We start from the raw sequence: 26,987 nt of genomic DNA on the forward strand, positions 1-26,987 counted from the left end.
GTAGAGCGCAACCTTGCCAAGGTTGAGGTCACGAGTTCGAGCCTCGTGTGCCGCTCCAATTTCTCACCAAAAGAAATTGGCTTAAGTTTCAAGGGGAAAGTTGAAAGCATTAGCTTGAAACTAGAAACTTGCAGCTTACAACTTATTTATGCGGCACTAGCTCAGTTGGTAGAGCGCAACCTTGCCAAGGTTGAGGTCACGAGTTCGAGCCTCGTGTGCCGCTCCAATCTCTAAAAAATCCCAAAACACTTTCTTAAATAATTTAGTTAATAGCAAGATTTGCTTACAGCTTACAGCTTACAGCTAGTTTTAGATCTGACCTTGAATCGTCGCGACAATGCGTCTTACACCGCCATGATCTCGGTGTTCGCCTAAATAGATACCTTGCCAGGTACCAAGCATTAAACGGCCTTGGTTAATTGGAATAGTGAGTTCAGCACCTAATGTACTGCTTTTTATGTGGGCAGGCATGTCGTCATCGCCTTCATAATCATGGCGGTAATAACTTTGTCGTTCTGGCACAAAATGATTGAAGTGACTTTCCATATCCATTCTTACTGTAGGATCTGCATTTTCGTTAATAGTTAAGCTTGCAGACGTATGTTGAATGAATAGATGTAATAAGCCGACTTTGTATTGTGTTATCTCTGGAAGTTGCCGAAGTAGCTCGTCATCAATGATGTGAAAGCCTCGTGAGCGAGGCTTCAATTGAATGGTTTTTTGCTGCCAGCTCATAGTTTATCAAAGCTAACTTCAATATTGGCGTTACCATCAGCTGACGTGAATGGAATTAATACCTTGGCACCTTCACATTTATGAGCAATTGTATGTCCCTTACCAGACACTACAACTGGCGTTGCCATATCAAACTCATAGCCTTTTTCGCCAAGTAGATTTTTTGCGCCACCTGTTACCATGTTAGTAATTTCACCTACCATGTCGGTTACTTCTTCATTTACCGTATCAGGGCGTTCACCTAGCATTCTTTCCATAATGGTCAGAGCTAGATTTTCATCAAAGGTGATTGAAAGTGAACCTTTAGTTTGTGGGCCAACCATACCAATCAAACCTGATACATCGCCACGGGCTAGTTCGTCTTTCTTTAAACTAGGTTTACCCGGCTTTAATTCTGTTTGAGCCATAGTGCTCAATACATTTAATAATGATGATAAAAAAGGGTTGATGAACTCCACATTCATTATTTATTTTCCCTTAGGTTTCGAAATGCCGTTAATCATACTTTAAGTGTAGTGGTTGTTTCAAACACCGCACTTATTCTTTGCATTTTTCGCATTTACCATGCGCTTCGATTGTTTGTCCAGAGACAATAAATCCACTTTCAGCTGCTAAGTTATTAAGTTCATGAGAAATTACTGTTGAATGTAATTCTTTTACATAACCACAGCTATCACAAATTAATAATTGTACAGGGTGGATGTGATCAAAATGATGGCACAACATAAATGAGTTGGTGCTTTCAATTTTATGAATAAAGCCAAGTTCCGATAAGAAATCGAGCGCTCGATAAATAGTGGCTGGTTTTGCGCCTGATTCAGTTAATTTAAGTTGTTCTAATAGGTCATAAGCACCCACACCACCTTGCGCACTAGCTAATAGGCGGAATACTTTTTCACGGATGGGTGTGAAACGAGCACCACGATTATCGCATACTTGTTTTGCTTTACTGACGAGTGATTCTATATTCATCTTCTCTTATCCTTACGCTACCGTGATATACTAACATACTGTATTGTAGTTGCAGTGTTTTTATTCGCTAACACGTTTTTAGGGAGTTTGATTAATGAGTGAATTGCTAGCGGCATTCATTTTCTTTTTTGCGGTAATCGATCCAATAGGCACAGTTCCCGTTTTTATTGCTGTTACGCGCTGGGATGATGCTAAGTTCAAACGCAAAGTTGCTTTAAAAGCGGTTGGCGTTTCGGCGCTGGTTTTATTATTTTTTGTTGTTGCAGGTGAGCTACTCTTAAACGCGATTAACATTCCTCTTTCGGCGTTTCAGATTGCCGGAGGAATTGTGCTATTACTTTTTGCACTGTCGATGATATTTGGTGAAAGTAAACCTGAAACAGAGATAAAAAGCGTTCGTGATAGCACTGAAACCGCTATTTTTCCTTTGGCGATTCCTTCTATTGCCAGTCCGGGTGCCATGCTTGGTGCAGTACTAATGACCCGAAATACCGAATACACTTGGTATGAACAGCTTATAACTTCCTCAATCATGCTTTTGGTATTAGTAATTGTGTTGGTTTTACTTCTACTTGCTACGCATGTTCATAAGTTAATAGGCGATAGTGGCGCAAGTATCATTAGCCGGGTGATGGGTTTAATTCTATCGTCAGTGGCGGTGACTAATATCTTAGGTGGTATTGCTCACTATTTTGGTTTAAGTGTCGTCGCGTAGTTTAATTTAAAGTGCATTTTCAGTGATTTAAACTTTGAATAATTGCCTTCTTTTATCTAACTTTAAAGAAGGCAATATAAAATTTAAGGAACAAAGAATGCTAATCAAAAATGTCGTTGTATCTGTCTTTCTGATTTTTAGTTTAGGTGCTTGCATGGAGCCGACCTATGATAGTGGTAAGCTAAAAGTCATCGAAGTAACAGACCATGATTTTAAAATTAATGGTGAAAGCGCCGTAACTGTAATTGTTGGTCATGCTAATGTGGCAGAATATAGCTTCTCACTTCGTAAAAGTGATTTAAAGAAAGGCAGGCTCCTGCAGTCTGTGTCTGACAGTAATCCAAATGTCCGTGCTGATGGTACCTTCTTTAGCGAGTATTATGTGCAATCAAAAGATCACGACACGCGAGCATCAATTGAAATTGTAGAAATAGACCCCGTTGAGAAAATCGCACGAATAGCTGTTGGTGCTAAGCTAGTTAACCTGAAAAATGAGGATTACAAAGAACTCGAAATTACTGTTTTAGAGCTTACGGGCCAAAATCTTGAACATCTTCTAAATGAAGTGAAGATGTAACCTTTCCATTTTTGCTTATTCTTCAAAGAAGTGAGATTGCAGTACACTTCTTCGTCTCTTTTCATCATCTGATCTTCGATTAAGCCATGCCGGGAGTTAGCTTCGGTGGTATAATGGCTGCAATTTTTCATTTCGGTGCATGCCTAAAGGTATGTGTCATCGCTATATTAAGCGTTAATCGTATTAGGTAATTTAAGTTGCAAGTAAATGCATTGATCTTTAAAGGGGCCATGTTATGAGCACAACGACATTAAACCGCCGTTTTTCCGTGGCACCCATGTTAGATTGGACTGATCGTCACTGTCGAACCTTTCACCGCAAAATGACTAAGCATGCTGTGCTTTACACTGAGATGGTGACAACCGGCGCTATATTATTTGGTAAGGGCGATTACTTACACTTTAATGAGCATGAAGGGCCAGTGGCATTGCAACTTGGTGGCTCAGATCCTGAAGCGTTGGCTAAGTGTGCAAAGTTAGCAGCAGAGCGCGGTTATCATGAAGTAAATTTAAATGTTGGCTGTCCGTCTGACCGTGTGCAAAATGGTCGTTTTGGTGCTTGTTTAATGGCTGAGCCTAAACTGGTTGCTGACTGCGTTGCTGCAATGAAGGCCGAAGTGACTATTCCTGTTACAGTTAAAACGCGCATTGGTATTGATGAGCAAGACTCGTATGAGTTTTTATGTGCTTTAATTGAAGCGAGTCATGATGTTGGTTGTGATGACTTTATTATTCATGCGCGTAAAGCGTGGTTAAATGGCTTAAGCCCAAAAGAGAATCGTGAGATCCCACCTCTGGATTACCCGCGCGTTTATCAGTTGAAGAAAGATTATCCGCAACTACACTTAAGCTTAAATGGTGGCGTGAAAACAATTGCTGATAGTGTGGCTCACCTTGATTATGTTGATGGCATCATGATTGGTCGTGAGGCGTATAGTAATCCGTTTATTTTGTCTGAGGTCGACGAAAATATTTATGGTGGTGAAGCCTTTACGCTAAGTCGTCATCAGGTTGTACGCTCGATGTATGACTATATTGAAGATGAAATGAGCAAAGGCGCTAACTTTTGGCATATTGCTCGCCATATGTTGGGGATTTTCCAAGGTCAACCTGGTGCGCGTGGTTTCAGACGCCACCTTTCAGAAAAAGGCCATGGTAAAGCGGCCGATTTATCTGTTATGGATAAAGCTTTAAGTTTTGTCCCAGAAGCCTAATCACAAAGCCTATTAAAAATAGCCTATTAAAAAGCCACATTTTGTGGCTTTTTTTGATCCTAAAATTTAGTGAAAAAGTTAATTATTTAGTCAAATTAGTTATTTTTCATTCAGTCACTAGTCAGCCTGAATCTAAATTTAATTAATCTAACTCATTGTATATAAATAATAAATTTATTTTATTCGTTAGTTGGCACAAGAATTGGAATCTCCTAGCTGTATTAACCCAATAATCAACAGGAGAGTCACATGGGTGTATTAAATCGCGTAAATGACATTATTCAGGCAAACCTTTCTGCAGCATTAGACAAAGCTGAAGATCCTGAAAAGTTACTTAATCTACTCGTGCAAGAAATGCAGGATGCCCTGACTGAATGCCGTGCAACTGCTGCGACATTTTTAACGCAAGAAAAACAAATGAAGCGTGAAATTGCAGCGAAACAAGCGAAAGTAGCAGACTGGCAAGCGAAAGCAGAAAAAGCGTTGAGTAAAGATCGTGATGATCTTGCCAAAGCAGCATTAGTTGAAAAGCAGCGTTTAACGACAGAAATCGAAGCACAACAAGCTGAAATGGATAAAGTGGCAGAGTCACTCGCTAAATTGACAGAGGATTGTCAGCGTTTACAAAACAAGCTTGCAGATGCAAAAGCCAAACAGCTGACTTACATGCAAAAAGAACGCGTTGTTACAGCACGCTTAAAAGTAAAAGAGCAGCTGCATAGCAGTAAAGTTGAAGATGCATTAGCACGTTTTGACTACTTAGAGCAGCGTGTTGAAAACATTGAGTCGCAAGTGGAAGCGTATGAACTTACACAAGGTGATGCTGCAAATTCAACAGCAGCACAAATCGCAGCCCTTGAGAAAGATGAAGCAATCGATAAAGAGCTTGCTGATTTAAAAGCAATGATGAAGCAGTCGGCTTAGGAGGTTAATGATGAATACTTATCACACATCGACACGTTGGTACCGTGATCTAAGTAACAAAAAGATCTCGGGTGTGTGTAGCGGACTCGCTGCGCGCTTGGGATTCCCAGTATGGTCGACACGCTTGGTCATGATCATACTACTTATTCAAATGCCGCTGTTAATCGGCGTGGGTTATTTAGTGGCTCATTGCACTTTACCATTGAAAGGTTATTAGGAGTAGAGCATGAAAACGTTAGCTATCATCATTTTGGCAATGTTATTACTATGCACTGATGCAGTTTCATTTGTTTCCTTTGACTCATGGCAATTACCATTGTCAATTGCTGACATGAGTTGGGCTGGGCTTGAAGTCATCGGTGTAATAGTGGCAGTCATTGCCGTCGTTGCAGGTGTGGCGTTATTTACAATTGGCCTACTTGGCGCAGGTGTTGTTGCTTTGATTGGTGTTGTGCTTGCGTTTTTATTTGGCTCAGTAATGATTGCATGGCCACTTTTACTTATCGCGGCATTATGCTGGTTGATTGCCGATAACAAAAAATCGCCAGCTTAAGGTACGAATAAACTGCCTTAATACATAAAATATGCTAAATTTAGCGGGTAAGTTAATGTCTTAACAAGGATTAAAACATAATGAAACTGTGGCCCGCACTCTCTTTTCTTACCGCAAGCTTATTCTTTAGTACTTTTTCATCTGCCCATAGTGGTCATGACCACAGCGATGTTGCCGAAGTTACTGTAAGTAACGCGCAGGTACGTGAATTTTTACCAGCCAGTAAAGCAAGTGTTGCTTATTTGACCATTACTAACCCAAGTGAACACGCAACAGTGTTAACTAAAGCAGAGCTTGATGGTTTAGGTCGTGTTGAAATTCATCAACATACTCATGTTGATGGCATGATGAAAATGGAACAGGTTTTATCATTAAAAATTGATGGTCACAGCAGTGTTGAATTTAAACCAGGTGGTTATCACTTAATGGTGTTTGAACCTGAAGAGCAGCTAAAAGCAGGGCAAGAGCGCAAACTCACGCTATATTTTAATGACGGCAATCGAGTTTTTACTCAAGCTAAAGTTGTGTCTTTACAAGAAATGTCTGAACAGGCATCACAAAAAAGTCAAGGGCACTCACATCACTAGGAGATATTATGTCTGAGCATAAAGGAAAAATAGCCAGTGCATTACTTATTATATTAATTATTTTTTACGCGATTGCTGTTTACTGGAGTAGTGAACCAGCTCGTATGGATGTTGTAAGTAAGGCTAAACAAGAAGCGCAGATGCGTGGTGAAAAGTTTGTAACAGGCTATACAACAACCACAACGTTGATCAATGTAGCAAGTACATTATTAAATAAGCCTGGCGGCTATTTATCTAACGATATGATGCCACCGAGCGTAATGATGGATAACATGCCTGCGTGGGAATATGGCGCGCTTGAAATGACCCGCGATTTAGTCTTGTCGATGCGTAAAGATTTCAGCCGTTCGCAGTCTCAATCAACTGAACACGAAGCGTTAAAAAAAGCACAACCGCAATTTAATATTAGCTCGGTAGCATGGGCATGGCCAAGTGCTGAAACTGAGTATCAAAAAGGCATTGATTTACTCGTTGTGTACCGCACTCAAATTGCCGATCAGAACGATCGTGATAGTCAATTTTATGCGCGTGCAGATAACTTACGTGGCTGGCTAAAAGAAGCAGAAAAACGTCTTGGCAGCTTGAGCCAGCGTTTAAGTGCAAGTGTTGGTCAAGATCGTTTGAATACAGATTTAGCAGGTGATACCGCGGCTCATCAAGCAACTTATGCTCCTTTACAGAACCAAGTGAAAACATCTTGGTGGCAAATTGATGATGTGTTTTATGAATCGCGTGGTGCAACGTGGGCATTACTACACTTTTTGCAAGCGGTTGAATATGATTTTGCCGATGTCTTAGAAAAGAAAAACGCTCGTGTTAGTCTGCAACAAATTATTCGTGAATTAGAGGCTACGCAAGAAACAGTGTGGAGCCCAATGATCTTAAATGGCAGTGGCTTTGGCTTTGTAGCTAACCACTCACTGGTCATGGCGAATTATATTTCTCGAGCCAATGCGGCTCTAATTGAACTTAGCGAACTTTTAGCGCAAGGATAAAATGATGAAAAAGTACTGTTTAGCAGCTGCCCTTTCAATGGCCTGTTTAGCTCCAACAGCACAAGCTGATACATTATTAGGTTTATACCTAGGTGTTGATGGTTGGCAATCAGATAACAGTGGTAGTTTTGCTCAAGATGGAAATCTACAAAGCTTTAAATTTGATGATGAAACGTTCACGAGCTACTACGCAGCACTTGAGCACCCAGTGCCGTTAATACCAAACATTAAACTAAAATACACTGAACTTGAGTTAAATGGTGATACAACACTTGATGAAACGTTTAGTTTTGGTGGTTCTGATTACGTTGTAGGCACACAAGTAGGCACTGTGAGTGATTTATCGCATGTCGACTACATTCTATACTACGAAATCTTTGATAATGATTTGGTTTCAATTGATTTAGGTGTAAATGCTAAACAATTTGATGGTGAAATTGTTGTGACTGGTACATCTCAAGAAGGTGGCCAAAACACGACTGAGCGTGTTGATTTTTCTGGTTTCGTACCTTTAGTGTATGGCCGTGCTGAAGTTGGTTTACCATTAACGGGTTTAAGCGTTTTCTTTGAAGGTAGCCTACTGGCTATCGACGATAGTAAAGTCCAAGATTACCAAGCGGGTATTGCATACGCTTTACTTGATAACTTAGCAATCGATATGGATATTAAAGCGGGTTACCGCTCAATGACGTTAGAGCTTGATGATATTGATGATATCTACACAGATTTAGATGCATCGGGCCCGTTTGCAGGTATTCAAGTTCATTTCTAATCGAATTTTTCGATTTATTTTTAGCTGGCGGCTTTACTTTAAAGCTTGCCAGCTAACTTCAAATTCATCTTCTAATGATGTTGCCAGTATTTGCTTATAAGCTTTGTTTATTGGTGATGCGATTAGCTTTCTTAACTCGTCACCAGTCTGGGTAAATTTATAGTAACTGAGTACTAAGTCATTACTTTTTGCTTTTAAAACCAAGCGTTGATTCATAAAGCTCAGTATTAGTTCTTGACCAGCTTTTAAAACCGCCGATTCGATTTCTTTTCGATACAGTAAGTTAATATCCATTAGGGTCAGAATGTCAGGAAAGCTAACAGGGGTTTTCCCTAAGTTAAATGACACCTTATTACCTTTTCTAAGTAAATCAAACAGCGAGGGTTTCTTGTAAAAGCCGAGTAAAATTAAGTGGCTGTTGTCTTTTTCGTTGAATCCACACAATGATGTACAGCGCTGAAGAGCATCTGCTTCACGTTGAGTCATGTGTTTAAGGGTTTGTAGGCTTTTAATCGAAAAGGTGCCTGGCGATACTGTTTCACCTGCTAAAATTTTTGCCCACAGCTTTTGCATTGAGGAATTAGCTGTGTCTTCACATAAACTTATAAATCGCTCTATCCAATCAAAATCGGGCTGTTGTTGACCCGTGACATCCGGGCAAAACGCCATAGCCATCGCCATGATGGTTTCAATGTTTTCTTGGCGTTTAATAAATTGAATTTCTTGGCGAGTGTGGGCGCGCTCCAATAAGCTTGCTTGCGCTTTAATCTGATAGGCTAATTGCTGCTGACCTTGTGCCGAGTAGCTATCATCGCTCGCATGGTTAATCTTAGCCGATGATGCCTTATGAATCGGGTAGCCAAGTTGATTTTCTATAATATTAGCAAGATTAACTCTCGCTTGAGCCGCTTTCACTGTCATTGGGAGCAATAGCCTTGTTTGTTGTTGCTAACTGTGCATGGGTTTTGATGTTATTGAGCGCCAGTTTCACTGTGTTGTTGAGAATATACTGGCTTAATAATGCAAGGTAGCCACCAATGATAGGAGTATTTACTTCACCTTGTAACGAGCACTCAATATTTATTTCATTACCTGCACCTGTAAATTGGATCGTTCCTTGGGCTATATGCTCTTTATTAAATAAAATATTAAAAGTAAGTTGTTCATTATTCTGTTGTGTTATTGTCATTTCGCCATCGCCGAAACGGCTTTGCCAAAATTGGTGTGCCCCAACGCCTTGGCTTGGCTCTAAAACCGTAAACTTGATGTTGGGATCTACGCTTTTCCATGGTTGCCATTTATGCCATTGATTAAAGTCACCGACTAGTTTCGCTATTTCTGAGCTGCTAGCAGTGACCTGTATTGATTTATGAACCGTATAGCGTTGAGAAAGTAATAGCCCAACGACAAGCATAACTAGCGCACTGAGAAATAGGGCTTTTAGAGTTAAAACAAAAAATTTTATCATTTTACCTCGGGCAATAGTTTTATATCTTTCATAACATTATACGTAACCTAGGCTATAATTTATCTGATATGACTATATATGTTCTGATAAATGTATCATAGTTAAGTGACTGAGAGAATTTTATGCATCACTGTAAAATGTTGGTATTTTTACTAGGGTTGCTCTAAGGAATTATTAATGGCATCAGAAAGTAACGACTTTTTGTTTAGTGACCAAGATGAGGAGCAGCTTGTTGAAGAGACTGTCTCTGAGTTTTGGGACGTATTAATAGTCGACGACGATCCTGAGATACATTCAGTGACTAAGTTAGCGCTTTCTGGCGTTGAGTTCTGGGATAAAGGCTTACGATTCCACCACGCCTATTCAGGTTCAGAAGCGCTCGAATTACTTAAAAGTAACCATTCCATTTCGGTAATTTTACTTGATGTGGTTATGGAATCAGATGATGCTGGCCTGCAAGTTGTAAAGCAGGTACGAGAGTGCCTCAATAATCACAATGTGCGGATTATTTTACGTACCGGTCAACCAGGTTATGCACCTGAAGAAAAAGTGATTCGTGAATACGATATCAACGACTACAAAACAAAAACAGAACTAACACGTAGTAAACTTATCACAGCCCTAGTAACAGCAATTCGCTCTTATGAACAAGTTTGTCAGCTCGAATTTCAAAGCCGTGCTTTAAATAATATTTTGTATGCATCTAAGGCAATTCTTGGTTTTACTGATATTAAAGCGTTTTCGATGGCGGTTATTAAGCAGCTTTCGATTATTTTAGATTGCGAACCACAAGGGCTATTGTGCGGCTCAATTGAAGATGACAATCAGGTTTATGTGCTAGGTGGCTGCGCTGAATACAATGAGTTTATAGGTCAAGGCATTGAACAACTTGATGATGGCCGTATTATCATGCAAGTCAATAACTGCCTAGCCCAAGGTGAACATCAGCATACAGATGTAGACAGTACGTATTTATTAAAAAGCAAAAACCGCCAAGCAGCTATTTACCTTGAAACTGAGCACACGCCAAGTCCTTCACAACTGCAATTTGCAGAGATATTCTTAACGAACGTCAGTGTAGGTCTTGATAATGTTCGATTATTCAACCGTTTACGTGATGCAGCTTATAAAGATGTATTAACTGGTTTATCGAATCGTAACGATTTTATGAATAAGGTGGAGCGCTATTACCAGCCGGGCAAAAATGACTTTGTCTTTTTACTAATTGATGTTTCGCAATTCTCTGATATCAACAATGGCTTAGGGCAAGAAATCGGTAATTTATTACTAAATGCAATTGTTGATAGGCTACAACAAGAATACCCTAATGCAGAGCTTATCTCGCGCATTGGTGCAGATGTTTTCGGTTTGTTGTTGGCTGCTGATAAATGCGATATTGAGTTACTTCGTGAGCATTTAAGTTTACCATTTAATGCTGGCGAGCATATTTTGCCAATCAACTTTAACATTGGCTTATGTTATCAAGGTGACTTTCAGCAAGCAGGGATCGAGACTTTAAAACTAGGTTACATTGCTTTAAACCAAGCTAAAAAACAATCTGCTGAAACGGTGGTGACTTATACCCCAGACATGGAAGAGAAAATGGCTTGGCGTTTAGGGATCATTAGACAGCTTCGTCAAGACTTCGAACAACGTAAATTAGAGGTTTGGTTTCAGCCGCAACTTGATTTAAATACTCTAGAAATCATAGGTTGTGAAGCGCTACTGCGTTGGCCATCAGGTAATGGTCAGTATATTTCACCAGCGATTTTCGTTCCGATGGCTGAAGATGCCGGTTTAATTGTTGATATAGGGCAATGGGTGTTAGAACAAGCATGTATGCAGCAAAAGCGCCTTGAAGCAATGGGCTTTGCAATCAGCATTGCCGTAAATGTTTCAGTACCGCAGTTTAAAGTTAAAGGCTATGCTCAACAAGTAAAAGACACGCTTATTAAATACGATGTAAAACCGCAGTTTATTGAACTCGAAGTGACCGAAAGCGTGGTTATGGATGAGCTAGCTAATGTGATCACCACATTAAAAGAACTTAAAGAGTTTGGTATTGAGATTGCAATTGATGACTTTGGTACTGGCTTCTCGTCGTTAAGCTATTTGCAAAAACTACCATTAGACAGACTAAAAATTGATCGCGACTTTATCAAAGATTTACCTGGTCAAGATTGTCAGGCGATTGCTGCGTTAATTATTTCTCTTGGCGCAAGGTTAGGCTTAAAAACCATTGCAGAAGGGGTTGAAACACAAGCGCAAGCAGATTATTTAGCTCAGCTTGGCTGTGATGAAGTGCAAGGCTTCATGTACGCTAAGCCTATGCCAGAAAAAGAGTTAATTACTTACCTGCAAGCTAAGCAATAGCCAGTTCCAGTCAGTGCATACAAATTAAACAGCGCCCTCCAATGTGAAGGGCGTTTTGTTTTCTATAATAATCTATAAGACTGAGGTATAATTCGCCCCTTTTGTTAGCAGAGTACACTTTATGAGCGCATTAAAAGCCGAGCGAGGCCTGTTTTCTTACCCTAAGTATTGGGCTGAATGCTATGGCACGGCGCCATTTTTACCAACCACTCGTGCAGAAATGGACGTGTTAGGCTGGGATAGCTGTGACGTGATCCTTGTCAGTGGTGATGCGTATGTAGATCACCCAAGCTTCGGTATGGCTGTGATTGGGCGTATGCTTGAGTCACAGGGTTTTCGTGTGGGTATTATTGCGCAGCCTGACTGGAACTCAAAAGATGCCTTTATGGCGTTAGGTAAGCCTAACTTATTCTTTGGTGTTACAGCGGGTAATATGGACTCGATGATCAACCGTTATACTGCTGAAAAGCGTATGCGTCATGATGACGCTTATACGCCGGGTAACATAGGCGGTAAACGTCCTGACCGTGCGGTAGTTGTATACAGCCAACGCTGTCGCGAAGCTTATAAAGATGTGCCGTTGATCATTGGTGGTATTGAGGCGAGTTTACGCCGTATTGCTCATTATGATTATTGGCAAGAAAAAGTACGCCGTAGTGTATTGTTTGATGCTAAAGCTGACATTTTAATATACGGTAACGCTGAGCGCCCACTTGTTGAAGTTGCCCACCGTATTGCTGCGGGTGAGTCGGTTGAGACAATTCAAGATATTCGTGGTACTGCGGTTATTCGTAAAGAACCATTACCGGGTTGGCGCGGTAGTGACTCAACTGCAATTGATAAAATCGGTAAGATTGATCCAATTCCAAACCCGTATGGCGCAGATGATGTGGGTTGTAGTAAATCTGAATTTAAAAAAGCAGGTATCGATTTAAGTGCCGAGGCGGCTAAACCAATCACGATTCAGCCTGCTCGCCCTAAGCCATGGGAAAAGACCTACGTTAAGCTGCCTGCGTATGAGCAAGTAAGTGTGAATAAACCGCTTTATGCTCACGCCTCGCGTATTTTGCACCAAGAAACAAACCCAGGTTGTGCGCGTGCGTTATTTCAACGCCATGGCGACCGCTCTATTTGGGTAAATCCGCCTGCATTTCCGCTTGAAACTGAAGAAATGGATGGCGTATTTGGTTTGCCATATCAGCGTATTCCGCACCCAAGCTACGGCGATGAAAAAATCCCAGCTTATGAAATGATTAAAACCTCGGTGAACATCATGCGAGGCTGCTTTGGTGGTTGTTCTTTCTGTTCAATAACAGAACATGAAGGACGTATTATTCAAAGCCGTTCTGAGCAATCAATTATTGATGAAATTGAGCAAATTCGTGACAGAGTACCGGGCTTCACTGGGGTTATTTCTGACTTAGGCGGACCGACCGCGAATATGTATAAGTTGCGCTGTAAGAGCAAAAAGGCAGAGAGCACGTGTCGTCGTTTATCATGTGTTTATCCTGATATCTGTAAGCACATGGACACGGATCACACCCCAACGATTGAGCTTTATAAAAAAGCTCGAGATGTAAAAGGTGTGAAGAAAATCTTGATCGCGTCTGGCGTACGTTATGACTTAGCCGTAGAAGACCCTCGCTACGTAAAAGAGTTGGTTACCCATCACGTAGGCGGGTACTTAAAAATTGCCCCTGAGCACACTGAAGATGGTCCATTGTCTAAGATGATGAAGCCGGGCATGGGAGCTTACGATAAGTTTAAAGAGCTATTTGATAAATACTCAAAAGAAGCGGGTAAAAAGCAGTATTTGATCCCGTATTTTATTTCTGCTCACCCAGGAACGAAAGACGAAGACATGGTGAATATGGCGCTATGGTTAAAGGCTCATGACTTTAAGCTTGATCAAGTACAAAACTTTTATCCATCGCCGATGGCCAATGCAACCACAATTTATCACACTGAGATGAACTCTCTGCGCAATATTAAGAACAATACTGAGCAAGTGCCTGTTCCAAAAGGCGCACGCCAGCGTCGCTTACACAAAGCGATTTTACGATACCACGATCCTGCTGGTTGGCCGATGATCCGTGAAGCACTAAGAAAAATGGGCAAAGCGAATTTAATTGGTAAAGGGCCGAATTGTTTGGTTCCTGAAGAAGGTCGAAACGAGAAAACTGCTAAAGGTAAGGGCGGTAAAGGCCGTGCAGCTCTGACTCGTCATACCGGTTTTAGCCAGTTTAAAAAGGCCAATACCAAACCTAGAGTAGGTAAAAATAAGCAGCGTGCAAAGTAAAAGATATAAAAACGGCCCTTAAAGGGCCGTTTTTATTTATACCAATTCGCTTAATTAAGTATTATTGTGAATTGGTATTAGATCAATAGCCAGGTTGCGGTGCCTAAAAAGGCAAAGATACCGACAATATCCGTCACTGTTGTCAGTACCACACTGCCGGCGAGGGCAGGGTCAATTTTCATTTTCTTAAGAATTAATGGAATGCTTGCACCTGCAATACCTGCGGCAACAAGGTTCATAAACATTGCAAAGGCCAGTACTGCGCCGAGCTTAAAGTCCCATTGCCATAGGGCAACCACTCCAGCAATTAATATCGACCAAATAATACCATTCAGTGCGCCAATCGCCAGCTCTTTGAGTAATAAGAAGCGTTGGTTGGTTTGGTTGATATGGCCAACCGCTATACCACGAATAACCAGGGTTAAGGTTTGGCTACCCGCAACACCCCCCATTGAAGGGACGATACCATTGAGTACCGCTAAAATAGGTAAGATTGCTAAGGTGTTTTCGAAAAAGCTTGCCACAATTGCTGCTAGCAATGCGGTTAATAAGTTAACCCCAAGCCAAATAGAGCGACGCTGCGAACTTTTTAGCACTGGCGCAAAGGTATCTTCTTCGTCGTCAAGACCAGCGAGGCTTAGCATGCTGTGCTCTGCATCTTCACGGATTACGTCAACGATATCATCGATGGTAATACGACCAAGCAAGTGAGCGTTATCATCCACAACAGGGGCTGAAATCCAGTTGTGACGCTCGAACAGTTGCGCTACATCACTTTCATCCATAGAGATTAGGATTGACTCACAGTCTTCATCCATTAAATCACGAACAATTTTATCTGAAGGACTGGTCAGCAATGTAGTTAATGAAAGCGCGCCTAAAAAGCAGTTATGCTTATCAACTACATATAAGTCATCGGTACCCTCTGGTAGCTCACCTCGTAAGCGTAAATAGCGCAGTACAACATCGAGAGTAACGTCAGGGCGAATGGTTACCGTATCGCTGTTCATCAGGGCACCGGCTGAGCGCTCTTGATAAGAAAGCGCTTGAGTTGCCCTTTCTCTATCTTGCGAGTCCATCGCGCTAACAACGTCTTGATATACGGTATCAGGAAGACTACGTAAAACCTCACCTAAGTCATCGTCGTCCATATCTTCTGTAGCAGCAGCAATGTGCTCAGGCTCCATCTGGGCAATAATGCCAAGACGTACATCTTCAGAGAGTTCCTCTAGAACATCACCACGGACATCTGGGTCAACCAGCTGCCAAAGCATACGACGAATTTTATGAGGAGAAGACTCAAGTAAAAGGGCTGTATCACAAGGTGCCGTTTTGGCTAACATGCCGCGCACTTGAACAAATTGACCACTATTGAGTGACTTGGTCACTTGTTTGAGTTGTTGTAGTGGGTAATCTTGTTCAAAGGCTTCTGGCATTGGCGTCCTTACAACTGAAAAAAGTTTAAATAGGCTATGCAAATACAGCATAGTTGCTTTGTAGTGTATTTGCAGAGATATCGTCGCACTGCGATAAATTTATTAAGAGTTTTGTAATTTAGAAAAGCGAGCGATATAAAAGTAGGATATTTAAAGGGAATTTTAAATATCCGAAGTAAGTTTACCGTAAACCTTGAAGTCTTAGCAAATGCTATTCTTGCTCGTGAAAGCGTTGCGCAATTAATTCGCCGATTGCCGTTAATGCAGCGTCAGCGTCAGGACCTTCGCATACAACACGAACCTCTTTTCCTTGACTACTTTCAAGGAGCATTAACGCTAACACGCTGTCGCCTTCAGCTTCTTTCTCATCTTGAAAAAGTGTAATTTTGGCATCAAATTGCAGTGCTAGTTGCGCTAAAACAGTCGCAGCGCGAGCATGTAAGCCAAGTTTGTTTTGAATTAAAAAGGTATCTTCAGCGTGCATTGTTGGTGCCTAGTTAGATATCTTGTTCGCGGTGGCGAATTTTTACATTAGCATGAGTTTTAGAAAAGCTTTCACCAATTGTTTGCGCTAAGTAAACAGAACGGTGTTGGCCTCCTGTACAACCAATTGCAATGGTTAGGTAACTGCGGTTATTGCGCTCTAGATGTGGCAACCAAGTCTGTACAAAGGTTTGAATCTGCCAAGTGAACTTTTGCACTATGCTGTGGCTAGCTAAATAATCCCTGACAGGCTGATCGAGGCCGGTTAATGGCTTCAAATCAGGCTCCCAGTGTGGGTTCGGTAAAAAGCGTGCATCAAAAACGTAGTCAGCTTCTTTTGGAATACCATGCTTAAAACCAAACGACATAAACGTAATAATCAGTTTTTTATCTTTCTTACCTAAAATCTTTTCACGAATTGATTCTGCTAACTGATGAACACTCAAATCAGTGGTATCAATCATAAAGTCAGCGCGGGTGATCAGCACATCCAGCAGGATTTTTTCTTGTTTAATGGCAAGATCAAGCGGTAAAGAATCAATCGATAATGGATGCAAACGGCGAGTTTCAGAAAAACGCTTAATTAGGGTTTGGTCATCACTATCTAGGTAGAATAGTGTTGGGTTTGCAAAACCTGGCAGGTACTCAAGAATATCATTAAACTCTTGCTGCTCTTTCGGTAAGTTACGTACGTCGATACTGACGGCAATTTTGTCATAATTATCAGAAACACTTCGCACGAGCGAAGGCAGTAGGTTGACAGGAATATTATCAACACAGTAGTAGCCTAAGTCTTCAAGAACTCGTAAAGCGACCGATTTCCCCGAGCCTGAGCGACCGCTGATAATTATTAATTCCATTTATGCCTCTGATGCAATTACTTGAAATAGTTGCTGATCGCTTGTAGCACTTCGCAACTGTTTACAAAAATCTTTATCTTTAAGTCTATCAGCAATTGTTGACAAGGTCTTCAAGTGCAACTGGCAATCGCCATCTGGTACGATGAGTGCCACAAAAATATCAACGGGACGATTGTCTATCGCATCAAAATTGATGGGAGATTCACTGACAATAATAAATGCATGAGGTTCATCAGCACCACTCATTCGACCGTGGGGAATAGCTATTCCTCGGCCGATACCTGTACTACCTAACTTTTCCCTGTTCAGAAAAGCATCTAGGATATCTTGTTGAGATAAATGAGGAAACTGCTGGTGAGCTAACTCGCTAATATACTCAAGAATTCTTTTTTTGCTATTAAAAAGGACCGCAGCTTTGCTGCAGTCCTGATTAGTAAGTGAACTAAGTTTCATAATTTAATGTCGAGCTAATTTCTCTTTATGCTTAATGACTTGGCGATCAAGTTTATCGATCAATGAGTCAATTGCTGCGTACATATCTTGATGTTCTGTAGAAGCGAACAACTCGCCTCCGTTTACATGTAAAGTTGCTTCTGCTTTTTGGCTTAATTTTTCTACATCTAAAATGACATGAACATTATTAATATGATCAAAATGCCTTTCTAGTTTTGCGAACTTAGTGTTTACATAGTCTCTTAATGAATCAGTGACTTCTACGTGACGACCAGTTAAATTTAGTTGCATAAGCATTTTCCTTCTATGTAAAACGTCTAAATCAGACTTTTACGCTGATTAGACGGAGGTATTGCTAGAGACTCACGATATTTTGCAATTGTACGTCTAGCTACTTTAATTCCTTGCTCAGCCAATATATCTGCAATTTTGCTATCACTCAATGGTTTAACCGAGTTTTCTGCAGCAACTAACTTCTTGATTAAAGCGCGAATTGCTGTAGAAGAACACTCACCACCATTTTCGGTGCTGACATGGCTTGAGAAGAAATATTTCAACTCAAAAATTCCCCTTGGGGTATGCATATATTTTTGTGTTGTAACCCGAGAAATCGTCGATTCATGCATTTCGACCATTTCTGCGACATCGTTTAGCACCATTGGCTTCATTGCTTCTGGGCCATGTTCAAAGAAAGCTTGCTGTTGTTGCACGATACAGTTGGTCACTTTTAGTAAAGTATCGTTACGGCTTTCTAAGCTCTTAATAAACCACTTTGCTTCTTGTAAGTGAGAACGAATAAATTGGCTGTCGCTACTTGATTTAACAGAGCGAGACATCGCTGCATATTGGCTATTCACTCTAATTTTTGGCATACAATCTGGGTTTAACTCGACTACCCAGCGGCCTTTCACTTTTTTCACTGATACATCGGGTATGACGTACTCAGATTCTTCGCGTACTATGCTATCCGCAGGCTTAGGATTTAAGCTGTGAATGAGCGTCATCACTTCTTTAAGCTCGTTTTCTTTAAGCTTAGTCTTTTTCATTAAAGTGCGATAGTCGCGACTTGCTAATAATTCGATATGCTCAGATAAAACCATTTTAGTTTCAGCTAAATATGGCGTATTGGCATCGAATTGACGAAGTTGTATACACAGGCACTCTTGTAAACTTCGCGCGCCGATACCAACTGGATCGAATAACTGTATTCTTTTTAAGACAGCTTCAACTTCATCGAGTTCGATTTCTTCTTCATCATTATTTTGATTAAAGCTTTCGACAATATCTTCGCAGCTAACCGTTAAAATACCTGAGTCATCGATAGCTTCAACGATGGCAACGGCAATCGCTTCATCGGTAGGACTAAATGGTGTGAGCTGTAGTTGCCACATTAAATATTCTTGCAGTGTTTCTGTTGAAGCACCTTGGTAAATAGACTCGTCTTCAGGCATTGGCCCAGACGATGTTGATGGGGCGGCACTCATGTACTCATCCCACGTAACATCCATAGCTAAGTCATCGCTAACCGTATCCTTACTCAGAGCATCACTGCTTTCTTGCTCGAATTCGCTAGGTGCTTCGTCGGCAGACGCGCTGACTTGTACATCGTCAGACTCCGCTTTTTGCTCATTCTTACCGATGCTTTCTTCGTTGTAATCCGCTTCTTCCACTTCAAGCAGAGGATTACTATCAAGCGCTTCTTGAATTTCTTGCTGGAGATCCAATGTACTGAGCTGCAACAAGCGAATGGCTTGTTGCAGTTGTGGAGTCATTGTAAGTTGCTGGCCCATGCGCAGCTGTAATGATTGCCTCATGTATCCCTAACAATCCTTTTTAAGTTATCGGTAACGGTGAAGACACTGTTATCGATTTATTGTCATTGTATAAGTCTAGCAGATGCTCTAGTCGGTGGCGTAATGGTTACAGCCTGAATTGCTCGCCTAGATAAACATCACGTACAGTTTGGTCTGCTAATACGTGCTCAGGTGTGCCTGATGCAATTAGCTCCCCATGAGAAACAATGTAGGCTTTTTCACAAACATCAAGGGTTTCTCGAACATTATGGTCAGTAATAAGTACACCAATACCACGATTTTTTAGGTGCTCAATAATTTTCTTTATATCTAACACTGAAATAGGATCAACACCAGCAAAAGGCTCATCTAAAAGGATAAATTTAGGATTAGCGGCTAATGCACGTGCAATTTCAACGCGGCGTCGTTCACCACCTGACAGTGCCATACCTTGGCTATCGCGAATATGTTGAATGCTAAATTCATCTAATAAGTTGTTAAGCGTCTCTTCGCGCGTTGTTTTGTTAAGATCTTTGCGGGTCTCTAATATGGCCATCAAGTTTTGGTAAACTGTTAATTTTCGAAAAATAGACGACTCTTGTGGTAGATAACCAATACCTAAGCGCGCACGGCTGTGCATTGGCAAAAGCGTGATATCGTTATCATCGATGCTTATTTTTCCTTTGTCGCTTGGTACGAGGCCTACAATCATATAGAAGGTCGTTGTTTTACCTGCACCATTTGGCCCTAACAAGCCAACAATACTGCCCGCTTCAACTTCAAGACCGACATTTTTAACCACTTGGCGGCCTTTGTAGCTTTTAGCTAAAAGCTCTGCTTTTAATGTGCTCATGGTTGGCCTTTATCGTCTTTTTTATTTTCTACAGGCACTAAAATAGTGTGTACACGATCTGTTGAGTTTTCGTCTTTTTCTGCGCTGATCAGCTGTTGAGCCATATCGTAGGTAATGCTTTTTGCCGTTACTTTTTGACCCGCTTGAGTGACTTCAGCTTCGCCATTGAGTGTTAAGAAGCGCTTCGCAACATCATAACGAACTTCTTCGGCGCTGGCGCTCATCACGGTACCATCAGCTTGCTTTTCTTCGAAGTAAGCTGGTTTGCCTGTAGCGATAATTAATTCGACTGTACCTTCGGTGTCACCGCCATGTGCCTCAAGTCGCTCTGCTGTAATGCGACGATCACCATGCACGATCTCTACGTTACCTTCGAATATGCCAACGCCATCTTTTAGTTTACCGATTTGGCGATCTGAGCTAATGCTAATTTGAGCGCCTGTTTGCTCGGCAGCTGCGCCCGAAAAGGCAATCAATAAGCTTGGGATCAGGAGTAATTTCTTCAGTTTATTGGTCATAGTATATGGTTCGTGTATGGTTAGTTAACTCAACAATTTCGGCTTTTAAATCGGCTTTTAAGCCTTTACCGGTAATTTTTAAATTCGGTCCTGTTAGTGTTACAGGTTGCTTTGAAAACATCGTCATTTTATCAATGTCGACATTAATATTTTCTGCTTTTATATCTTCGATCATACCGTTATGGGTTAAGTTTTTAGCAACTACATCCCCTTCAAAAATCAGCTGATCATTTTCGTATAAAGTAGCTTCTTTGGCTCTTACTTGCCAAACTTGCTGATCGCTATAAATAGTAAAAATAGGTTGTTCAAAAAAGGTAAACCCTAATTGTTGATACAACTCCATTTTTGCAGCTGCCACTTTATGACTAATTTTACCTTGCTCGTCATAAGCTGTTTGCTTTAGAGCAACGGCAGTGTAATCAGGTGTTGCGATGATCTCGTCTTCACTAGTTATTGTATCAGTTGACTGGTTAAAGTACGGGTACCATAACCACACCATGCAACAGACAAAAACAATACTCAGTAAAATACGGGCTATATTCATGCGCTGGTTCCATCGCTAGTTAACGGCTTGCCGTTTTCTAACATCAGTAAATCAGTTAATTCACGCACGGCTCCAAAGCCACCCGGTAATAATGTGGTGTAATGAGCCAGCTTCTTGATAAGCGGGTGTGCATCGTTTACTGCGACAGCAAAGCCAACTTTTTCCATAACTGGTAAGTCTGGACCATCATCACCAATATAGGCAATCTGTTCATCTGTCAGCCCCAGTTTATCCTTTAACTCTTGATAAGCAATCAGCTTATCTTCTTGTCCCTGATAAATGTGCTGAACTGTTAGGCTAGTCATTCGCTGCTGAACTATTTGTGAATGGCGGCCAGTAATCACTGCCACTTCAAAGCCACTATTAATGAGTGCTTTAATACCAAAACCATCTTTAGTATTGAATGCTTTAAGCTCTTCGCCATTATTACCCAAATAAATTCGACCATCAGAAAAAACACCATCAATATCACAGATTAATAGTTTTATTTTTTGAGCACGCTGACTCACATCAGGGCTCAGGGGCTGGTATAGTTCGGCGAATGTCATTGCTTAGAGAACTCCTGCTTTTAATAAGTCTTGCATATTAAGGGCACCAATTGGTGTGTTGCTTTGATCCACCACAATTAAACCATTAATACGTTTATGCTCCATAATATTTAAAGCTTCAGCCGCAAGCATGTCAGGGCGAGCCGTCGTGCATGAGCGGGTCATCACTTGGCTAATTGCCGTGTTATGGATATCGATGCGCTGTTCTAAAATACGGCGTAAGTCACCATCAGTGAATAACCCGGCTAACTTTTCATCTGCACCAATCACTGCGGTCATACCAAGGCCTTTGGCTGACATTTCAATCAATGCATCTTTGATGCTTTGGATTTCGCTAACGATTGGCGTTGCGTCGCCTGCGTGCATCACATCATCTAATGTAAGTAATAAACGTTTACCTAAGCTGCCACCAGGGTGCGAAAGTGCAAAATCGTCGGCAGTGAAACCTCGGGTTTCTAGTAGCGCAACCGCCATTGCATCGCCCATAACCAAGGTTGCAGTGGTGCTTGCCGTTGGGGCAAGGCCTAACGGACACGCTTCTTGGCTAACTTTGATGCACACATGAACATCAGACAGTTTTGCCATTGTTGAGTCTGGGTTGCCTGTTAATGAAATCATTTTTGCGCCAATGCGCTTAATAACAGGGATAATACTGAGTACTTCGCTGGTCTCACCTGAATTTGAAATACACATCACCACATCGTCGCGGGTGATCATTCCTAAATCACCGTGGCTAGCTTCGCCAGGATGAACAAAAAATGCCGGAGTGCCAGTACTTGCAAGGGTTGCTGCAATTTTATTACCTACATGGCCAGACTTGCCCATACCAATCACAATAATACGACCTGTACATTGGAACATTAATTGGCAAGCATTATCGAAATCTTGATTTATATATTGCTCAATTTCTTGTAAAGCTTGTGCTTCAATTTCGAGTACGCGCTTACCCTGCGCGATAAAGCTAGGTTGTGTCATTAATTATCCTACTTGGCTGAAAATATAGCCCTGATATGCAATAAATGCGACTAACAGTAAGCCACCTTCTACTCTATTGATACGACGAGCACCTTTAAAGTTCAATGACATGGCAATCAATACAACGGTTGCTGCAATCATGATAAGTGCATCGCGGTTTGCCGCAGAAGGGTCAATAATTGAAGGGTTGATAATACCCGCAAGTGGTAATACGGCGAGTAAATTGAAAATATTTGAGCCAACGATATTACCAAGTGCTAAGTCGTCTTCGTTTTTTAAAACCCCTGCAATACAAGCCGCTAGCTCTGGTAAGCTGGTACCAATAGCAATTATGGTTAAGCCGATAACAAGGTCAGATAGACCAAAATATTTTGCGATATCAACGGCTGATTCAACTAAAAAGTGTGAACTGACTGGTAATAAAATCATACCGATAACTAACCAGAATATGGCTGATTTGGTACTGACATCGTTCGGAACGTCTTCACACGCTTCGCTGACGAATGGGTCATCTTGATTTTTAGCACGCAGAGACACAATAACTAAGCCACCAATGAACACCGCAAAGGCAATCATCAAGGCAATGCCTTCAGCGAACGAAAAATAGTTATCTGAGAACACATACCAAGCGGCTACTGAGATTAACAGTACCAGCGGCATTTCGCGTTTGAGTGTCATTGAAGATACTGAAAGAGGGCGCAGTAAAGCTGTGACACCAAGTACAAGTAAGATGTTAGTAATGTTAGAGCCGACCGCATTACCTACCGCAGTATCTGTTTTACCGGCAAGTGCTGCCGATGCAGATACCATCATTTCAGGGGCTGATGAGCCCATAGCAACAACGGTTAAACCAATGATTAGGGTGGGGATCCCCATATTTTTTGCCAGTGCAGCCGCCCCATAAACAAACCGATCAGCACTCCAGACGAGTGCAGCAAAGCCAATAATTAAAATGACAAAAGAAGTCACCATTGTGATACGCCAACATTACTTATACAGATGACTGCAAATAGTAACAAAAGCGAACCTGAAAGTATAAGTAAAAGAATGGGCTGGCAAGCATAAAGCGTGCTTGGTAAGGAAACTAAATTTCAGGTGTCGTTAAGCTCTTTACAGCTAGCTTTAGAATTTATTGATAGAAAATATTACAAAATTTTACGATTTGTTTTTTCCATCTTGACTAAAAAACCCTTAAAATGGCAAAACTAGTGAAAAACGTTATGGAGAGCGACTTGTCGCAATCAATAGTAGAAATCAAGGATGTAACCTTTTCACGGGGCGATAGAATCATATATAAAAATATGAGTTTTAACATTCCGAAAGGCAAGATTACCGCTATCATGGGACCGAGCGGCATTGGTAAAACCACCATGTTACGCTTAATTGGCGGTCAGCTGAAGCCTGACTCTGGTGACATTTTATTTGAAGGCAAAAGCATTCCTAGCATGACTCGCAAGGAACTTTACGCCGCCCGTACCAAAATGAGCATGCTGTTTCAAAGCGGCGCTTTATTTACCGATATGTCAGTGTTTGACAATATCGCCTTTCCTTTGCGCGAACATACTCAGCTTAGCGAAGATTTAATCCGCCTTGTTGTTTTAATGAAATTACAAGCTGTTGGTCTGCGTGGTGCACAAGATTTAATGCCGTCTGAGCTTTCAGGTGGTATGGCTCGTCGTGCTGCTTTAGCGCGTTCAATTGCCCTTGATCCAGAACTTATCATGTATGATGAGCCTTTTGCTGGTCAAGATCCTATTTCCATGGGTGTGCTTGTTAAACTTATTAAGTCACTGAATGAGGTGTTAGGTTTATCATCACTGATCGTAACTCATGATGTAACAGAAGTTATGAGTATTGCCGACCACGTGATCATCATTGCTGATCAAGGAGTGATAGGCGAAGGGTCACCTGAGCAAATGCAAAACCATGAATCTGAGCTTGTGCAACAGTTCTTAAATGGTTTATCGGATGGCCCTGTGCCATTCCATTTCCCAGCTCCTGTGTATGATGATGAATTACTAGGAGTGCATAATGCTTGATCTATTCCAGAAGTTAGGTCACAAAACGCTAGGGCGCTTTGCCGCGCTTGGTCGTTCTACTCAAATGCTGTTTGGTGCACTCGTTAATGTGCCAAACTTTAAAAAAGGCACACCTTTACTTGTTCGCCAATTATATATGGTGGGCTCGCAATCTCTTTTGATCATCATGGTGTCAGGCCTATTTATCGGTATGGTGCTCGCTCTGCAAGGTTACACCGTATTAGTAGGCTATGGTGCTGAAGATAGCTTAGGACCCTTAGTGGCATTGAGCTTGTTACGTGAGTTAGGCCCTGTAGTAACAGCATTACTGTTTGCTGGTCGCGCGGGTAGTGCGCTTACTGCTGAAATTGGGTTAATGAAAGCGACTGAACAATTATCAAGTTTAGAAATGATGGCGATCGATCCACTTAAACGCATTATTGCACCGCGTTTTTGGGCTGGTTTTATCAGTATGCCATTGCTTGCACTAATATTTTCTGCGGTTGCTATTATCGGCGCTCATTTAGTGGGTGTTGATTGGCTTGGTGTTGACTCAGGAAGCTTCTGGTCAATCATGCAAGCGCAAGTGTCGTTTCAACAAGATATTGTGAACGGCATGATTAAGAGTTTTGTATTCGCCATGATTGTGACTTGGATTGCACTTTACAAAGGCTATGACTGTGTTCCTACATCTGAGGGGATCAGTAAGGCCACAACAGAAACCGTTGTGCACTCGTCATTGGCAGTATTAGGTTTTGACTTTATTTTAACAGCGGTAATGTTTACCAGCTAATTAGGGTATTAAGATGAATTCACGGAAATTAGAAATATTAGTTGGCTTTTTTGTAGCCCTTGGTATCGCTGCATTTGCATTATTAGCATTTAAAGTTGCGAATGCTGGCATTAGTGGGAGTGGTGAAACTTACCAACTTAACGCAAAGTTTGAGAATATTGGTTCTTTAAAAGCAAGAGCGCCTATCAAAGTAGGTGGTGTGGTTGTTGGTCGAGTTGAATCTATTTTTATCCATCCAAAAGAGTTTGTGCCGGTGGTTAATATGGCGATTGATGCTAATTACTTATGTAAGTTTTCAGACACAACCTCAATCTCTATTTTAACGTCAGGTATTTTAGGTGAACAGTATTTAGGTATTAACCCTGTTATTGCCCCAGAATCTGCTGAGCAGCGTTGTATGGGCAATGAAGTGACTGTTAATGAACAAGATGCTGGCTTAGATGAGCTGTTTGGTGTTGAAAGTAAGGCTCTTGCCAATGGTGACTACATTACCGACACAAAATCAGCATTAGTTTTAGAAGAATTGATAGGTCAGTTCTTATTCAACCAAGGAAGTGAATAATTATGTTTAAGAAGTTTTTAGTATGTTTGGGCATGCTGCTGACGTTAAATGTCAATGCAGCTGATGCAAATATTGATTTAAAAGATCCTTATAAAATGGTGCGTAAAGTATCTGATCATACGTTTGCGCGTATTTCTAAAGATCAGCCTCTAATTGCGAAAGATAAAGAGCATTTACGCGTTATCGTTGAAGAAGAGCTGATGCCTTACATAGACTACAAATATGCTGCACTGCGCGTATTAGGTAATCATGTATCAAAGGTGCGCGCTATCGAAGATAAAGAAGAAAAAGCGAAAGCAATTAAAGAGTTGCAGCGCTTTATTGATGTATTTCAAAAATATTTAATCGCCACTTACGCTGGCGTGTTTACACAGTACACTAATCAAAGCGTTGAGTTCGCACCTGCGCAGCCTTTCAAAGGCCAAGATGTCGTAGTAGTGAAAACAAAAATTGTTGAGCCGGGTAAGCCAGATATTAAAATCGATTTTAAGGTACGCGAGGATCGTGATGGTGATTGGCGAGCCTATGACATGATTGCGGAAGGTATTAGCTTATTAGATGCTAAACAAAGTGAATTACAAGGTATTTTACGCCAACAAGGTATAGAATATGTGAGTGATTTATTGGAGCAGAAGAGCCAGTTGCCAGTTCAGTTCAGAGGTGAAGGTGGCAATGAGTAAAGTCGAGATTACTCAACTTGAAGAGAACCAGTTTCGAGTCAGTGGCGAACTGACTCGAAATTCAATTGGTCGTGAACGGCTTCTGAACGTTAAGCCAGATACTAAGCATAAAACATGGTATTTTGACCTTTCTGGGCTTTCTAGGGTTGACACGGCGGGCTTAGCTTGGTTAATTCACTCTTTCGCAGAATTAAAGCAGCAAGGCATTCACCTTGAACTGCAAAATAGCCCTGAGCAATTGCAAAACTTAATGCAGTTGGGTCAGGTCACAAACTTATTTGAGTGAGA

General features: G+C 41.3%; 33 protein-coding genes and 1 tRNA gene. 17 read left to right on the forward strand and 17 right to left on the reverse strand.

Features of this window, described 5'->3' with window-relative positions; all coding sequences use genetic code 11:
* The first annotated feature begins 150 nt into the window (after positions 1-150).
* Positions 151-226, forward strand: a tRNA-Gly gene (locus JIG37_RS20540).
* An 83-nt stretch (positions 227-309) separates the two neighbouring features.
* Here the strand turns inward: JIG37_RS20540 and JIG37_RS20545 are convergent.
* The 3 genes from JIG37_RS20545 to JIG37_RS20555 form a co-directional block, all read right to left on the reverse strand.
* Positions 310-735, reverse strand: coding sequence for a secondary thiamine-phosphate synthase enzyme YjbQ (locus tag JIG37_RS20545; RefSeq protein ID WP_054554139.1), 426 nt, complete (start codon positions 733-735; stop codon positions 310-312).
* Complete coding sequence (locus JIG37_RS20550; protein ID WP_054554140.1) at positions 732-1,199, reverse strand: chemotaxis protein CheX; 468 nt, start codon at positions 1,197-1,199, stop codon at positions 732-734. Before JIG37_RS20550 ends, JIG37_RS20545 begins: the two co-directional genes overlap by 4 nt.
* A 73-nt stretch (positions 1,200-1,272) precedes the next feature.
* Entirely contained in the window at positions 1,273-1,707 is a 435-nt protein-coding gene (locus tag JIG37_RS20555; RefSeq protein ID WP_054554141.1) for a transcriptional repressor, read from the reverse strand.
* A 94-nt stretch (positions 1,708-1,801) separates the two neighbouring features.
* On the opposite strand from JIG37_RS20555, the gene JIG37_RS20560 reads away from it, so the two are divergent.
* The 9 genes from JIG37_RS20560 (at position 1,802) to JIG37_RS20600 (ending at position 8,043) form a co-directional block, all read left to right on the forward strand.
* The gene (locus JIG37_RS20560) at positions 1,802-2,422 is read left to right on the forward strand and encodes a MarC family protein (protein WP_138601917.1); all 621 of its coding nucleotides are present in this window, start codon (positions 1,802-1,804) and stop codon (positions 2,420-2,422) included.
* A 97-nt stretch (positions 2,423-2,519) separates the two neighbouring features.
* Complete coding sequence (locus JIG37_RS20565) at positions 2,520-2,999, forward strand: hypothetical protein (protein WP_199530182.1); 480 nt, start codon at positions 2,520-2,522, stop codon at positions 2,997-2,999.
* A gap of 235 nt (positions 3,000-3,234) precedes the next feature.
* Entirely contained in the window at positions 3,235-4,212 is a 978-nt protein-coding gene (dusA, locus tag JIG37_RS20570) for a tRNA dihydrouridine(20/20a) synthase DusA (protein WP_199530183.1), read from the forward strand.
* Between the two features lie 249 nt (positions 4,213-4,461).
* Positions 4,462-5,136 (forward strand): PspA/IM30 family protein, encoded by a 675-nt coding sequence (locus JIG37_RS20575; RefSeq protein ID WP_166339599.1) that lies wholly within the window; start codon positions 4,462-4,464, stop codon positions 5,134-5,136.
* 10 nt (positions 5,137-5,146) lie between these two features.
* Positions 5,147-5,353 (forward strand): PspC domain-containing protein, encoded by a 207-nt coding sequence (locus JIG37_RS20580; protein ID WP_166339652.1) that lies wholly within the window; start codon positions 5,147-5,149, stop codon positions 5,351-5,353.
* 9 nt (positions 5,354-5,362) lie between these two features.
* Entirely contained in the window at positions 5,363-5,689 is a 327-nt protein-coding gene (locus JIG37_RS20585) for a hypothetical protein (protein WP_199530184.1), read from the forward strand.
* A gap of 80 nt (positions 5,690-5,769) precedes the next feature.
* Positions 5,770-6,276, forward strand: a complete 507-nt coding sequence (locus JIG37_RS20590) for a copper chaperone PCu(A)C (protein ID WP_166339589.1) — start codon at positions 5,770-5,772, stop codon at positions 6,274-6,276.
* A gap of 8 nt (positions 6,277-6,284) precedes the next feature.
* Entirely contained in the window at positions 6,285-7,271 is a 987-nt protein-coding gene (locus JIG37_RS20595; RefSeq protein WP_054554148.1) for a DUF2333 family protein, read from the forward strand.
* A 4-nt stretch (positions 7,272-7,275) separates the two neighbouring features.
* The gene (locus JIG37_RS20600) at positions 7,276-8,043 is read left to right on the forward strand and encodes a TIGR04219 family outer membrane beta-barrel protein (RefSeq protein WP_138601926.1); all 768 of its coding nucleotides are present in this window, start codon (positions 7,276-7,278) and stop codon (positions 8,041-8,043) included.
* A 33-nt stretch (positions 8,044-8,076) separates the two neighbouring features.
* Here JIG37_RS20600 and JIG37_RS20605 read toward each other — a convergent pair whose 3' ends face one another.
* Together JIG37_RS20605 and JIG37_RS20610 are read right to left on the reverse strand one after the other, a co-directional pair.
* A complete protein-coding gene (locus JIG37_RS20605; protein WP_138601923.1) occupies positions 8,077-8,964 on the reverse strand; it encodes a TIGR03899 family protein in 888 nt (295 codons plus the stop codon).
* A complete protein-coding gene (locus JIG37_RS20610; protein WP_054554151.1) occupies positions 8,933-9,511 on the reverse strand; it encodes an SRPBCC family protein in 579 nt (192 codons plus the stop codon). Before JIG37_RS20610 ends, JIG37_RS20605 begins: the two co-directional genes overlap by 32 nt.
* 177 nt (positions 9,512-9,688) lie before the next feature.
* Here JIG37_RS20610 and JIG37_RS20615 point away from each other — a divergent pair, with 177 nt between their 5' ends.
* Together JIG37_RS20615 and JIG37_RS20620 are read left to right on the forward strand one after the other, a co-directional pair.
* A complete protein-coding gene (locus tag JIG37_RS20615; protein WP_054554152.1) occupies positions 9,689-11,884 on the forward strand; it encodes an EAL domain-containing protein in 2,196 nt (731 codons plus the stop codon).
* A 121-nt stretch (positions 11,885-12,005) separates the two neighbouring features.
* Positions 12,006-14,183, forward strand: a complete 2,178-nt coding sequence (locus JIG37_RS20620; RefSeq protein ID WP_199530185.1) for a YgiQ family radical SAM protein — start codon at positions 12,006-12,008, stop codon at positions 14,181-14,183.
* A 77-nt stretch (positions 14,184-14,260) separates the two neighbouring features.
* Here the strand turns inward: JIG37_RS20620 and mgtE are convergent, their stop codons facing one another.
* From mgtE to JIG37_RS20680, 12 genes are all read right to left on the reverse strand, one after another.
* Positions 14,261-15,619, reverse strand: coding sequence for a magnesium transporter (mgtE, locus tag JIG37_RS20625; protein ID WP_054561109.1), 1,359 nt, complete (start codon positions 15,617-15,619; stop codon positions 14,261-14,263).
* Positions 15,620-15,830: 211 nt separating this feature from the next.
* Complete coding sequence (locus tag JIG37_RS20630; RefSeq protein WP_054554155.1) at positions 15,831-16,103, reverse strand: HPr family phosphocarrier protein; 273 nt, start codon at positions 16,101-16,103, stop codon at positions 15,831-15,833.
* 13 nt (positions 16,104-16,116) lie between these two features.
* A complete protein-coding gene (gene rapZ / locus JIG37_RS20635; RefSeq protein WP_138601999.1) occupies positions 16,117-16,962 on the reverse strand; it encodes an RNase adapter RapZ in 846 nt (281 codons plus the stop codon).
* The gene (gene ptsN / locus JIG37_RS20640; protein ID WP_054554157.1) at positions 16,963-17,415 is read right to left on the reverse strand and encodes a PTS IIA-like nitrogen regulatory protein PtsN; all 453 of its coding nucleotides are present in this window, start codon (positions 17,413-17,415) and stop codon (positions 16,963-16,965) included. It lies immediately after the preceding gene.
* Between the two features lie 3 nt (positions 17,416-17,418).
* Positions 17,419-17,706 carry a ribosome hibernation promoting factor gene (hpf, locus tag JIG37_RS20645; protein WP_054554158.1) on the reverse strand — a complete coding sequence of 96 codons (288 nt, stop codon included), beginning with the start codon at positions 17,704-17,706 and terminating at the stop codon, positions 17,419-17,421.
* Positions 17,707-17,732: 26 nt separating this feature from the next.
* A complete protein-coding gene (locus JIG37_RS20650) occupies positions 17,733-19,229 on the reverse strand; it encodes an RNA polymerase factor sigma-54 (protein ID WP_054554159.1) in 1,497 nt (498 codons plus the stop codon).
* Between the two features lie 106 nt (positions 19,230-19,335).
* Positions 19,336-20,061 (reverse strand): LPS export ABC transporter ATP-binding protein, encoded by a 726-nt coding sequence (gene lptB / locus JIG37_RS20655; RefSeq protein ID WP_054554160.1) that lies wholly within the window; start codon positions 20,059-20,061, stop codon positions 19,336-19,338.
* Positions 20,058-20,579 carry a lipopolysaccharide transport periplasmic protein LptA gene (lptA, locus tag JIG37_RS20660; RefSeq protein ID WP_187491004.1) on the reverse strand — a complete coding sequence of 174 codons (522 nt, stop codon included), beginning with the start codon at positions 20,577-20,579 and terminating at the stop codon, positions 20,058-20,060. The genes lptB and lptA overlap by 4 nt, the downstream gene beginning before the upstream one ends.
* The gene (lptC, locus tag JIG37_RS20665; protein WP_054554162.1) at positions 20,569-21,123 is read right to left on the reverse strand and encodes an LPS export ABC transporter periplasmic protein LptC; all 555 of its coding nucleotides are present in this window, start codon (positions 21,121-21,123) and stop codon (positions 20,569-20,571) included. The genes lptA and lptC overlap by 11 nt, the downstream gene beginning before the upstream one ends.
* Entirely contained in the window at positions 21,120-21,671 is a 552-nt protein-coding gene (gene kdsC / locus JIG37_RS20670) for a 3-deoxy-manno-octulosonate-8-phosphatase KdsC (protein WP_138602001.1), read from the reverse strand. Before kdsC ends, lptC begins: the two co-directional genes overlap by 4 nt.
* A gap of 3 nt (positions 21,672-21,674) precedes the next feature.
* Entirely contained in the window at positions 21,675-22,646 is a 972-nt protein-coding gene (locus tag JIG37_RS20675; RefSeq protein ID WP_187491006.1) for a KpsF/GutQ family sugar-phosphate isomerase, read from the reverse strand.
* Between the two features lie 3 nt (positions 22,647-22,649).
* The gene (locus tag JIG37_RS20680) at positions 22,650-23,618 is read right to left on the reverse strand and encodes a calcium/sodium antiporter (protein ID WP_199530186.1); all 969 of its coding nucleotides are present in this window, start codon (positions 23,616-23,618) and stop codon (positions 22,650-22,652) included.
* Between the two features lie 248 nt (positions 23,619-23,866).
* Between JIG37_RS20680 and JIG37_RS20685 the strand changes: the two genes are divergently transcribed.
* From JIG37_RS20685 to JIG37_RS20705, 5 genes are read left to right on the forward strand one after another with little or no spacing between them, the layout of a single operon-like run.
* Entirely contained in the window at positions 23,867-24,685 is an 819-nt protein-coding gene (locus JIG37_RS20685) for an ATP-binding cassette domain-containing protein (RefSeq protein ID WP_138616448.1), read from the forward strand.
* Entirely contained in the window at positions 24,678-25,457 is a 780-nt protein-coding gene (mlaE, locus tag JIG37_RS20690) for a lipid asymmetry maintenance ABC transporter permease subunit MlaE (RefSeq protein ID WP_054554167.1), read from the forward strand. Before JIG37_RS20685 ends, mlaE begins: the two co-directional genes overlap by 8 nt.
* A 13-nt stretch (positions 25,458-25,470) precedes the next feature.
* Positions 25,471-26,019 carry an outer membrane lipid asymmetry maintenance protein MlaD gene (mlaD, locus tag JIG37_RS20695; RefSeq protein WP_054554168.1) on the forward strand — a complete coding sequence of 183 codons (549 nt, stop codon included), beginning with the start codon at positions 25,471-25,473 and terminating at the stop codon, positions 26,017-26,019.
* A 2-nt stretch (positions 26,020-26,021) separates the two neighbouring features.
* A complete protein-coding gene (locus JIG37_RS20700; RefSeq protein WP_054554169.1) occupies positions 26,022-26,699 on the forward strand; it encodes an ABC transporter substrate-binding protein in 678 nt (225 codons plus the stop codon).
* Positions 26,692-26,985 (forward strand): STAS domain-containing protein, encoded by a 294-nt coding sequence (locus tag JIG37_RS20705; RefSeq protein ID WP_054554170.1) that lies wholly within the window; start codon positions 26,692-26,694, stop codon positions 26,983-26,985. Before JIG37_RS20700 ends, JIG37_RS20705 begins: the two co-directional genes overlap by 8 nt.
* Positions 26,986-26,987: the final 2 nt, after the last annotated feature.

The sequence above is a fragment of the Pseudoalteromonas sp. bablab_jr010 genome (assembly GCF_016464105.1).
Taxonomy (GTDB): domain Bacteria; phylum Pseudomonadota; class Gammaproteobacteria; order Enterobacterales; family Alteromonadaceae; genus Pseudoalteromonas; species Pseudoalteromonas simplex.